This window comes from Gimesia algae, from assembly GCF_007746795.1.
Classification (GTDB): domain Bacteria; phylum Planctomycetota; class Planctomycetia; order Planctomycetales; family Planctomycetaceae; genus Gimesia; species Gimesia algae.
Genome location: NZ_CP036343.1, coordinates 4819652 through 4831766, shown reverse-complemented (window position 1 = coordinate 4831766; position 12115 = coordinate 4819652). Strand labels below are relative to the sequence as shown.

At 50.4% G+C, this 12115-nt stretch carries 9 protein-coding genes; 3 read left to right on the top strand and 6 right to left on the bottom strand.

All coding sequences use genetic code 11. The features are described from left to right. Positions 1-206: 206 nt before the first annotated feature. Positions 207-1901 (top strand): serine/threonine protein kinase, encoded by a 1695-nt coding sequence (locus Pan161_RS17890; RefSeq protein WP_197995385.1) that lies wholly within the window; start codon positions 207-209, stop codon positions 1899-1901. A gap of 128 nt (positions 1902-2029) precedes the next feature. On the opposite strand, the gene Pan161_RS17885 is transcribed toward Pan161_RS17890, so the two are convergent. Both Pan161_RS17885 and Pan161_RS17880 read right to left on the bottom strand, forming a co-directional pair. Next, on the bottom strand, positions 2030-2299 hold the full coding sequence (locus tag Pan161_RS17885; RefSeq protein WP_232103303.1) for a hypothetical protein: 270 nt from the start codon (positions 2297-2299) through the stop codon (positions 2030-2032). Positions 2300-2309: 10 nt separating this feature from the next. Continuing rightward, positions 2310-3371, bottom strand: a complete 1062-nt coding sequence (locus Pan161_RS17880; RefSeq protein WP_232103295.1) for an Ldh family oxidoreductase — start codon at positions 3369-3371, stop codon at positions 2310-2312. Positions 3372-3895: 524 nt separating this feature from the next. Between Pan161_RS17880 and Pan161_RS17875 the strand changes: the two genes are divergently transcribed. Then, a complete protein-coding gene (locus Pan161_RS17875; RefSeq protein ID WP_145229398.1) occupies positions 3896-4195 on the top strand; it encodes a hypothetical protein in 300 nt (99 codons plus the stop codon). A gap of 8 nt (positions 4196-4203) precedes the next feature. Here Pan161_RS17875 and Pan161_RS17870 read toward each other — a convergent pair whose 3' ends face one another. Next, entirely contained in the window at positions 4204-4845 is a 642-nt protein-coding gene (locus tag Pan161_RS17870; RefSeq protein WP_145229396.1) for a hypothetical protein, read from the bottom strand. A gap of 156 nt (positions 4846-5001) precedes the next feature. Between Pan161_RS17870 and Pan161_RS17865 the strand changes: the two genes are divergently transcribed. Further along, complete coding sequence (locus tag Pan161_RS17865; protein ID WP_197995384.1) at positions 5002-6729, top strand: arylsulfatase; 1728 nt, start codon at positions 5002-5004, stop codon at positions 6727-6729. A 63-nt stretch (positions 6730-6792) separates the two neighbouring features. Here Pan161_RS17865 and Pan161_RS17860 read toward each other — a convergent pair whose 3' ends face one another. The 3 genes from Pan161_RS17860 to Pan161_RS17850 form a co-directional block, all read right to left on the bottom strand. Further along, positions 6793-8547 carry a hypothetical protein gene (locus tag Pan161_RS17860; protein ID WP_145229392.1) on the bottom strand — a complete coding sequence of 585 codons (1755 nt, stop codon included), beginning with the start codon at positions 8545-8547 and terminating at the stop codon, positions 6793-6795. A gap of 381 nt (positions 8548-8928) precedes the next feature. After that, positions 8929-10485 (bottom strand): UxaA family hydrolase, encoded by a 1557-nt coding sequence (locus Pan161_RS17855; protein ID WP_145229390.1) that lies wholly within the window; start codon positions 10483-10485, stop codon positions 8929-8931. A 156-nt stretch (positions 10486-10641) separates the two neighbouring features. After that, on the bottom strand, positions 10642-12114 hold the full coding sequence (locus Pan161_RS17850) for a sulfatase (protein WP_145229389.1): 1473 nt from the start codon (positions 12112-12114) through the stop codon (positions 10642-10644). Position 12115 lies beyond the last annotated feature (1 nt).

Sequence of the window (12115 nt, the reverse complement as noted above, 5' to 3'; positions counted from 1 at the left end):
ACGTATAATAGAGCAAAATGATCTGTGCGATGTGGTCAGTTATTTACTTTCTTTCCCCCTGAAACGCAGATCCTGATTGTGTTTTAAGTGTCATGTAAGACAATCACATCGGGGTCGGTTGTGTCAGTGCAGTGCGTGAGATTGACTCGCCAATTCTGATCCGCAGTTTGCATTTACAATAATTGATCATGTCTGGGACTTTGAGGATGGGTTCAGAACAACATGCCGGGGCAAACACTCAGGCTATCGCTACATTGATTCCTGAGGAATTCAAAAAAGAGGCAGGCAAGTTTTGCCCGCATGCCGGTGTGGTATCGCGTGGCTCCGGTATGTTTCAGGAGCAGGGACGTGTTCTGCTGCTCAATCGGCTGAGAATGGCCTCCCTGCTGCTGGCTCTGGCTTCTCTGGCGTTTTTAATACGTGGCTTGTGGCTGGGCGAGTTTGACGACGCCCATGGTCAGGAAATGCTGTTTCTGGATTCCATTGTGACAGGAATACTGTTTGCCGTATCGGGAGTCCTGTGGTTGAAGCCCTGCCTGTGCCTGTGGCGTCTGCGGATTTGTGAAGCAATCACTTTTGGTGCGCCAGCCGCCTTCTTTATCTGGTGGCATTTCTGTGAGATATGCGCCTGCGATCCGATTCTGCTGGGCAAGGTGGCGTTTGCGTTTCCGTTGCGGACGGTGTTCCCCTGGATGATTCTGATCTATACATACGGTTTTTTCATTCCCAACTCTCTGCGAGGGGTGATTTCTGTAGTGAGTCTGATGGTAATCAGTCCGATCGCCGGGGCGATGGTGACAGGGACGCAGGTCCCCCAGGTTTCGGAAGTGCTCTATTCAGGTGGATTATCTGAAATGATCATCCTGCTGTTGATCGCGGCCAGTACAGCCGTCTATGGTTCGCATCGTGTGGGCAGCTTGAGACGCGAAGCCTTCGATGCGAAGAGCATCGGCATGTACACATTACGAAAGCAGGTCGGCAGTGGAGGGATGGGAGAAGTCTATCTTGCAGAACATCGTCTGCTCAAGCGCCCGTGTGCGATTAAACTGATTCGACGGGATAAAGTGGATGATGAGAACGTTCTGCTGCGGTTTGAAAGCGAAGTGCAGGCAACGGCGGGGTTAACGCATCCCAATACGATCGAAATCTATGATTACGGTCATACCGAAGAGGGGACGTTCTATTATGTGATGGAGTTTCTGCCGGGTTTGAATCTGCAGGAAATTGTCGAACGATTTGGCGTTCTGCCTCCGGAACGGGTTGTCTATCTGCTGAAGCAGGTTTGTTCTGCTTTGGCGGAAGCACATCATAAAGGTCTGATCCATCGTGATATCAAGCCCGGAAATATCTTTTCAGCCGAGCGTGGCGGACTGTACGATGTTGCCAAGTTGCTGGATTTTGGACTGGTCAAGGATAATCGTTCGAATGAAGATTCACTGAATCTGACCATGGAGGGGGCTGTTGTAGGATCACCACTTTATACAAGTCCTGAGGCCGTGACCGGAGATGGAACCCCTGATCCCCGTTCAGATATCTATTCCCTGGGAGCCAGTATCTACTATTTACTGACAGGCAAACCTGTCTTCGAAGGTGAAAATGCGTTGAAAGTCATGTTTGCGCATGCCAGTCAGACGGTCATGACACCGACTTCGATCAACCCCCGTATTCCGGAAGAGCTGGAAGCGATCGTCATGAAGTGTCTGGAGAAGAAACCAGAAGATCGATATCAGCGGGCAGAAGAACTGAGTGCCGCATTAAACTCGCTGCAGATTGAAGAATGGACACAGGAGCAGGCGGTTGCCTGGTGGTCTGAAGCAGAACAGCTTGTGCAGCACGAACCAGACTCCGAGTTCGTATCAGACTATATGAAGGCCACAACCATCCTGCCTGTGAATGCCTGAGTTTTTGATTCGACTGTATCCAGTTTTACTGTAGCGTCTCCAAGGCCATTTGGACCGAGTATAATCGATTGAGAGACGCTCTGTTTAAATGCAATGCGCTCAAGCTGAGAGTGCTGGTGGAAGCGGCCCTATCTTTTCCGATGCTGCCAGTTCAAACGGTCCCGGGTCAGGAAACCGTGTCTGATGGCACAGTCGACACAGTACAGGTCATGGCCGTTCGTCACCACGATTTCACCATGCATTAACAGGTGGAAGTGATCCTGCCCGGGAAATTTGGAAAAGCAATATTCTTTGGAAGACGAGCGTTTCACGATGAGGTTGATGTTATCTGTCTCGTTGACAGGTACATATAACCGTGCGCTGGAATCCTGATCCTGATCCGTTTCGTTTTCCATCATTGAATATACACTAAGCTTCTACTTCAGGTACAGGAACTCCCAGTTCCTGTGCGAGATTGGTTAAGGCTTCCCAGTTTCCTTTATCCAGAGAGATTCCTGTTGATTTACGGGTGGCCGCGATTTTCTTTTCGGGATCTCCGGGTAAAAAGATTTCACTGGCTCCCTCTTTGAGGGGGACGCTTCTGACATACTTCTCCAGATTGGTGATTTCGTTCAGCAGATGATTCTGACCTCCCAGGTGACCGGGATCGATGACCACGACGAACACACAGTTTCCCTGTGGTGGTGGTGGGTCAGGGAAGGCACATTGTCCACCAGAGAGCGCACCACACAGCATCTCAACCATAAAAGAGAGTCCGAAGCCTTTGTAAGCCTGGTCTCCACCCATCGGAAGAATCGTGCCTGGGGGATCACCGTAGAGCATATTAGGGTCAGTGGTGGGATTTCCGTCGGGGTCCAGAATCAGTCCGGGAGGAACCTGTTCGCCTGCGATCTTTTTGATGCGAACTTTACCTTCTGCGGTGGCGGAGGTACCGAAGTCAAGCACGAAGGGGCCTTCCGCACCGCCGGGCATGCCGATACAAATCGGGTTAGTTCCCAGTCGAGGCCGTTTTCCACCTACCGGAGCGACGCGGGGGGCAGAGCCATGTGTATTGGCACAGATGATAGAGGCCATCCCTTTGGCAGCAGCCATTTCTGCATACTCTCCCAGGCGACCGATATGTGAAGCACGTTTCAGTGTCCCGCAGGAGACGCCCAGGGTGCCCGCTTTTTCAATTAAACGATTCATCAGATCGTGCATGACAGTCTGACCAAATCCCCAGCAGCCGTCACCGGTGATCGCAGCAGGAGTTTCATTGAGAATCTGAAGTTTCTCTCCTGCCTTCAGAATGCCTTCTTTCACGCGTCCCAGATAAAAGGGAAGCCGCATGACGCCGTGTGAGTCGTGCCCCAGTAAATTGGCATCGACCAGGCTGTGGGAAACGATCCGTGCTTCTTCTTCGTTCGCGCCTCCCTGGAGCAGGAGTGATTCAGTAAAGTTTTGCAGAGACTGAGCAGAGATAACGGGCACTTCAGGAAATCCTTCAGATAAGTAATATGGTTGAGCCAATTCTGGACAAAAGGTGGAATTGCAGCTTGCATCGATTTCCATCATACAAACTATTTTATATTCGGTAAATTTAGGGGAGATCAGGATTTTCCCTGTTGATCAGAAAAAACGATACCTCGCGCAGGCGAATTTGAATCCTCGAGGCAGTAAAGTGAACCAGCTGTTCTGATTAGATAAAACAATCCAACCCGGACAGGGAGTGACGACCAGAGATTCTGGTGCTGTTTTTGTATTGATCTTCAGTCCTGTTTTTGGATTTCGTGGAAATCCGGGAAATAGTTCACCCAGGTAACGAATACAGAAAATTCATCATCTTCTCAAATTTTAACAAAGAGACGGGCGATCCAACTCTTCTGACAGATGCCTGTCTGGCTGGACGATACACGTCAGGTCAACCTGCTGGTTCGGGATTGGACGAAAGTGAGCGAACAGCTGACTTCACTGAAAAAACAGGTGAACGGGATTATTTGAAAGAGGGACAGTGAATGAGTTTCAGTGTAGAGAACATCCAGTCACTTAACGAACTGCGACTATTTATTCATAAAACGCTGTGTGAGAAAGAGAACCTGCTGGAAGAGCAGTTCTCGATGTCAGAAATGTCCCTGATTCGTCGGGGCCGCAGCTGTGGACTGCAGTTCTCGATCAATGGTCCGCGTAGCGTGCGCCTGGGAGCCATCTGGGCCTCTGATTCGAATATGGTCTACTTTTACGACGCACGGGGAGAACGCTATGCTAAGGTGCATCTTCCCAATCGGATCTTTGTCGCGGAAGAAGAAGCTGCCTGATCGCAGCATTACTCTGCGTCACTTCTGTTTCGGTCTGGGGTGTTCTGTGTACGGATCGTCGTAAGTTCCTGCAGCCGAGCCGCCGCTTTGCTGCTGCCATATTTTTCCGCGTTCCGATAATGCAGGATGGCGATAGTGGGAGTGGAGTGTTTTTTCTCCGCCTGCTGTCCCAATTCATAAAATCGAGCTGCCTTCGACAACCTGATTTCACGGGCATTGGAAATTGTTCCGGCAGGCGTACTGTCTGCAGGCTGGGTCGCGACGGTCTGATTCATTAACTGGTTTCGCCAATGTTGATGCGCTGTGGGGAAATTCCGAGAGTCGCGCAATACCCGAGGCGCGGAATTGAGCAGCATCTGATCCATGGCTTCAAAATCATGGATATAGACGCCGACACTGCTGGTAGAACTCTGGAAAGAGTGACCGTATGTGGAACCGCTGCGAAACGGGCCATTCTGTCTGGTATGAATGGCCCCTGATTGAATCCCTCCCAGCATCGCAGAACCCCGATCGGGAATAGTGAGTGTTGTTCCGGCTGAAAATTGTTGTACGATGGGTTGCTGGATTCTGACAGCCTGTGCTTCCGCAGTTTCGACATAAACTGCCATCAGGCAGATCAATATACTGCAGCCGGCAGCAATGGATTTCATGATGGGTGTCTCCGCTTAGAGAATACCTCTGGTTGATCTCTCTATGGTAAGGCATGAGACAGGGAGCGACAACTGTTTTTCCAGATGAGGTTCAGCAAAGGTTGTGATGCAGGCCTCTTTTTTTTGTGGGAATATCCTCTTTCAATACCTGGAGCGATGATGAATGAGTTTTATATCTCTACCGTAAAATGGTTTACGGGAATTCTGTTTCTGGTGACAGGCGTACTCTGTGGAGAAGAAACAGCGTGCGCTGCGAGCCATCCCAATGTGATTGTCATTTTGACCGATGATCAGGGGTATGGTGATGTCGGGTTTCATGGGAATTCGAAAATTAACACGCCGTACCTGGACCGTATGGCGGAAAAGAGTATCGAGTTGACCCGGTTCTATTGCAGTCCCGTCTGTGCACCGACGCGCGCCAGTCTGTTGACGGGGCGTAACTATTATCGTACCGGAGTCATTCATACCTCGCGTGGCGGCGCAAAGATGCATGGAGAAGAGGTCACCATTGCCGAGTTATTACAGCAGTCCGGTTATCAGACCGGGATCTTCGGGAAATGGCATCTGGGGGATAATTATCCGATGCGGCCCCAGGATCAGGGATTTACAGAATCGCTGATTCATAAGAGCGGGGGGATTGGTCAGAGTCCCGATCAACCCAACAGTTATTTTAATCCGAAACTGTGGAAGAATGGTGAAGCGTTTCAGTCCACCGGATATTGTACGGACGTTTTTTTTGATGCGGCGCTGGAATTTATTGATCAACAGAAACAGGCAGATAATCCGTTCTTTGTTTATCTCTCGACTAACGCGCCTCATACGCCTCTGGAAATTGCAGAGTCCTACTGGAAACCTTATCAACAGCAGGGACTCGATGAAACAACGGCCCGCGTATATGGAATGATTACGAACCTGGATGAAAACATTGGAAAGCTGTTATCACATCTGGATCAAACCGGACTGACTGAGACGACTCTGGTTCTGTTTCTGGGAGATAATGGCCCGCAACAGAAGCGGAATACTGGAGGCCTGCGGGGACGGAAATCCTGGATCTATGAAGGGGGAATCCGAGTTCCCTGCCTGGCGCATTGGCCTGGTCATTTTCATGAGGGAACAAAAATAGATCAGATCGCCGCACACATCGATCTGATGCCCACGTTGTTGGCTCTGACGGATACACTACGTCCGGAAGCTCTCAAGCTGGATGGAGTGGATCTATCACCGCTGTTGACGGGAAGTAAAAAAAAATTGCCGGAACGAAGTCTGTTTTTTCAGGTGCATCGAGGCTTGACACCTCAACGTTATCAGAATTTCGCGGTCGTGACAGATCGGTTCAAACTGGCAGGTTACCCGGGCACTTTCGGAAAAGAAAATCTGATACTGCAGGCAGAGCCCGTTCTGGAATTGTATGATCTTTCGGTCGACCCGGTGGAGCAGAAGAATGTGCTGGATTCACATCCGGAGACTGCAAAAATTTTGCTTAAACAATATGAAGACTGGTTTTCAGAGATGAGAACAACACGGAATTTTGAACCTGGTCTGATTGTCATTGATCGGGAACAGGAGAAGTCCAGCATCCTGTGCCGTTATCAGGATGGATCCTTCCAAGGGGGTATTTCAGAAGGCTGGATGGTGGAAATCGTCCGGCCGGGTCTGTATCGAGTGAAAATCAATCAAGAAACGACAAGGCCTGGCAAACTATGTGTGAACTGGCAGGGCAGGACAGTGCATGATTTCCTGAAGGTCGGGGAGTCCGCTGCTGAGTTCGAGCTGACAGCCGGGACCGGGCTGCTTGATATCTGGTTTCAGGTGGAAGGAGAGGATCGGATTTACCCCGGTGATAACAGTCCGCAGGGTGATGTTGTTCTCACTCAGATCAAATAAAAAACCGGCGGGAAAATCTGGTTCCCCGCCGGTTACGCTGTTTGATAATGTCAGCGGAATGTTTTAATAGTTCCAGTCCAGACCGACACTCCAGGTTCCGACACTCCATTTTTCCCGTTTCACATCAATGGAAGGGAACAGGCCTCGTGTTGGCATCCCTGTCCAGAGAATACTTTCGTAAGGGCGTGTGACTTCACCGGCGACAATGTAGGTATAGCCGACTTTAAGTTTGGCTTCTTCCAGCAGTTTCATGCGTTTCAGCACTGGTACTTTGTCGAAGAGGTTCATTTCAGCAAAGATCGATTGTTCAAACAGTGGTGAAACATGCGTATGTGTCTGGTAAGAGCTGAACTGGTTTGGATTGGGGTCATCGGCGGTTGGTGTGATCAGGGCCTGAGGACGATCAAAGTCGGTCGGATCGTCCCGGGTAATCATACCAATATTATCACCATTGAGTTTGATCTTTTCTCTATTAGCCATGATACCGAGTTTAGTCTGACCCCAGATCTTGAACTTATCGCCTCCCAGATCAAACTGAAAACCGATTTCTGGACCAGCCAGATTCGTATCGACTGTGTTGTTGACATAGGAAGTCACAGGGTCATTCTGGAAGAGGAAAATGACGGCAGTGGTGGTGCTGGTAGTACCGGTAGAATCGTCTTCAGAGAAACCAGTGTTGTCAATAATACCATCCTGGTTTTCGTCGGTACCAGTGGGGAGTGAAACCAGTTTCAAGTCAGGTTGGGTGCTGGCAGCCGTTGTTCCTTCGGCGTAAATCAGACCACTGTCACGACCGTAGAAACTGAATCCTTCCCGGACCTTCAAGTAGCGAGCACCCGCCAGACCACGGATTTTCAGATTTTTCTTATCCACAATGGGTGTTGACATCCAGGTTACATTGGTTCCCCAGGACTGACTGACGGTTTTAATCCGAAAGTCTATGTCATAAGGGACAGAAACCCCGTCAACGGTACCGTCATCCAGAGGGAGTGAAGCGAGGTTTTTCAGTTCCTCTTCCAGGATTGATGCAATATCTGTGACAGAGTAGCCTGGAATCGCATTGAAAATGTAGTCTGGAGGTGACATCAGAATATCAAAGACTGCCTGATTGGCCGGATTTGATTTGTGTGTTGATCGTTCATCAGCTGACCAGCCGGAATCAGCTCGTGCGAGCCACCAGCCAGTCAATTCAAACCCGCTGTCATCGTCATTCATCCAACCCCAGCGAATTCTTGTACCAGGGGCATTCATGTTCGGGACGACATCGTAAGTGGTACGGTCAAAGAAATTCAGTCCCGTATTATCGTTGAACTGATCGAAGTATTCTTCATCTGTTTCCAGGATCAGTTCGTCTTCCATCATATGCAGATAGGAAATGGAATCATTATTTCCGAGTACGGCACTCCCCGGTCGGCGATATCGACCGAACAGGGCCTCCATGCTGAAGAAATGTCTTTTCCCCTGGTTGCTTGATCGAAACATCCAAAGACCATCTTTTTCAACACGATGTTGTTGAAACTGATGTTCGAAGGGGGACATCCGGGGGAATGCACTAACCGGTGCCTCGGGACCTATATTCATAGGAACTCCCGGTGCTGTCGGTGGTCCATATGGTCCCGCTGGCTGCTGAAAGTAGCCGGGCGGTGGCGGTGGGACCATGGTTCGTGCATAAGGGTGTGCCCCGGGATCGTATGATACAGGTTGTACCATCCCGGCTCCCTGGTATGAGGGCGGATATCCCTGCGCATGTACTTGAGAGTGTGCATGCGAGATGAGAACGATGCTCAATACCGGTGCTAGCCAATGAAGAAGCCGCATCTATACGTCCTTACAAACAGCGGAAACTTTGATAACAATCCGCGCGGTCTAATACGGAAAAGCGCGGAGTCTGTTGCTGGTTATATCGGACAGTGCTTCTGGTAAACTGTAGCGATTATTCGGAAGATGCCGAATTTTCCTGTTTCAATAGTCTTGACGGTTTTAATGGTACGACATCTGTGCGAACACATGTATATACGATAGGCTTGCGATCCCTCAAGACGGGATTCATCTGAGGTGGTATGAAACAGGGTGGTGCAGACGTAATGTATTGTTAAATAAGGAGATATTAAGAGACGTGCTATACGAAGCCCTGAATCAGATTCAGGCCGGTCATCAATCAAAATTCAGGTCACCCGGATCTGTGTAAATACGACAAAATTAGAGGACCGGGCCGATACTCCAGGGGCAAAATTCTTCATCTCCGATGCCTTGAGCCTCGCTTTTTGTTTTTTTACCACTGGCTACTTCGATAATCAGCTCAAAGATTTCCTGCCCCACCTGCTCGACAGAAGTGCCATGCAGGATGCGGCCGGCATCCAGATCCATATCCTCTTCCATGCGTTCGAACATGGGGGTATTGGTCGAGATTTTGATACTGGGAACCGGTTTACATCCAAAACAGCTGCCTCGCCCTGTAGTGAAGGCGACCACATTCGCACCGCCGGCGACCATGCCGGTGACGGAAGCCGGGTCATAGCCTGGGGTATCCATGATGACAAAGCCTTTTTCGGTAACCGGTTCTGCGAAGCGGTAGACTTCACGCAGCGCGGTGCTGCCCCCTTTGGCGATGGCTCCCAGCGATTTCTCGTAAATCGTGGTCAGGCCGCCTCTTTTGTTACCTGGAGAAGGGTTGTTATCAATGACGACTCCAAATTTTCCCGTGTATTCTTCCCACCAGCGAATGCGTTCGATGAGTTTTTTTCCGATTTCCGGTGTGATGGCCCGTCGTGTCAGAAGGTGTTCACCGCCATAGATTTCGGAAGTTTCCCCCAGAATGGAAGTCGCACCATGAGCGACCAGCAGATCACTGGCGATGCCGAGTGCCGGGTTGGCCGTCACACCACTATTACCATCACTGCCTCCGCACTCGGTGCCCAGAATCAATTCGGAGACAGGAATGGGGACGCGGGTGACATCATTGACCTGAGGCAGATATTCCTTCAGCAGAGCCGAAACCTGCTTGACTGTTTTAGCAATGCCCCCCATATCCTGAATGTTAAGTACCAGTGGCGCGTTTGCAGGTGGCTCTTTCAGGTTAGGAAGCTGAACCAGTCCTTCAGAATCAGAGAGAAACGCGCCTTGCCCTGTTTCACAGCCCAGTCCCAGAATTACGTAAGCTCCTATATTGGGGTGCTTCGCAAAACCACCCAGGGTACGCATCAGCTGATGATGATCTTCTCCGTCATACTGCATCGCACATCCCCCTTTGTGAACCAGGGGAATAATGCCATCAATATTAGGGAAGTCTTTGAGAGAAGTTTGTGCCAGTTCCCGGGCGATGTACTTGGAAGCGGTAGCAGAGCAGTTCACGGTACTGACGATTGCCAGATAATTTCTGGTCCCCGCTTTCCCATTCGGACGCCGGTAACCCATAAAGGTGCGGCCTGTGATCGGCTCGGGTGGCGCGGGGACATCAGTTGAGTATGCATAGTCCAGGCTCAACTCACCTGCTGCCAGGTTATGGCTGTGGATCCAGTAGCCGGGTTGAATATCACAGGTGGCAAAGCCGATCACCTGACCAAATTTGCGGACCGCTTCCCCTTTGTTGATCTGTTTAATCGCGACTTTATGTCCCAGATCGATGTCTTCCCGGGTGGTGACGCTTTCCGTTTCTGATAATTCACACTCCTGATTCTCGCCGACCGCATTGCGTGCGATGGCGATATTGTCATCAGGATGTAATTTTAACAGCGGGGAGTGGGCGACGGCAGACATATTCGTTTAACGATCTAATTGAGAGATAATAAGGACTTGCAGTTGACTCAGATGACGATCCGGACTGTTTCCTGCTGAACTCTGAAAAGTTCAGGTGACCTATCATAGAATATCTCGATTTGTGACTGCAGAATCAAGGGAGCGATCAGTCATCCATCAGTTTGCCTGGTCAATACGCGTCTTTTTTCGTGCGGGAACCGGTTGATTTGTGCGAGGATTCCAGAATTCAGAGGCCCGCGCAGGATTGTATTCAGGATTTATGACAGGCAGGGCGGCGCCCGTGCTGGCTCTCCAGTCTGCCAGTTTCTGCTGCAATTCCACCGCTTTTTCCCGATTCTTTTCAGCCAGATTCGTGGTCTCGGACAGGTCCTGTTTCAGGTTATAGAGTTCAAGGTTGCCATCTGCGAAAAATTCAATCAGCTTCCAGTCTCCTGCGCGAATGGCACCTGCCGGGGTCGAGTGATGGTAATGCGGATAATGAAAATAGATCGCATCGCGGTTGAGATGGTTGGCGGGATCTTTTAAGAGAGGAACCAGACTCAGCCCGTCGATGGTCTGGTGTCCGGAAGGGTTTGCATGTGCAATCTCTGCAAAAGTAGGCCAGAAATCGACGCTGATGGTGGGCTCGGCACACGTTTTACCCGCGGCAGCAACTCCCGGCCATTTGATAATCAACGGCACCCGAATGCCCCCTTCATAGAGTGAGCCTTTCTCATCTCGGAGTGGGGCGTTTGTGGAAACGATATCACCGCCAGAAAAACTTTGTCGCAGACCACCATTGTCCGAGGTGAAGATCACCACGGTATTATCAGTCAGATTCAGTTCCCTCAGTGCAGCGACGATGCGGCCCACACTGTCGTCCACATGGGCGACCATGGCGGCGTAAACAGGGTTATTAATGCCGGAAGCCGGTTTGGGTTTCTGCTGATATTTCCGGATCATTTGCTGTTTGGCTTCCAGCGGGATGTGAACTGCATAATGCGACAACTGGACGAAGAAAGGATCTGATTTGTTTTGTTTGATAAACTCAATCGTTTTATCGGTCAGGAAATCGGCGAGATAGGCTTTGTCGGGAACCTCTGTGGGAGGTGTCGTACGGAAGCGGGGCGCAAAATGACGGCCGCCTGTTACCAGTGAAGTCTGGTATCCCTGCTGGTCCGGGTTATGTGATTCCGGCCCCAGATGCCATTTTCCGAAGTAGGCGGTATTGTAGCCTGCCGATTGCAGAAGCTCGCCAGGTGTGACGATGTCCAGAGGCAGATGGGGTGCATTTTCAGGGACAATCAGTTTTTCGAACGGACGCCAATGTCCGGGGATGAAATCAGTCAGATGCAGTCGTGCCTGATATTGACCTGCCTGGATACTGGCCCGCGTGGGAGAGCAGACCGGGCAGGCAGCATAAAAATCGGTGAAGCGCACGCCATCGCTGGCCAGTTGATCGATATGGGGCGTGTCGTGAAACTGGTTTCCGTAACTGACAGGGTCGGGCCAGCCCATGTCATCAATCAGGATGAACACAATATTCGGTCGGGAAGCAGAGGCCTTCTGTTCTGCCTGCAATATGGTTTCAGGAATTGACAGCAAACACACGGCGAATAACAGACTCTGGTGCAGTGATTTCAGCTTCATA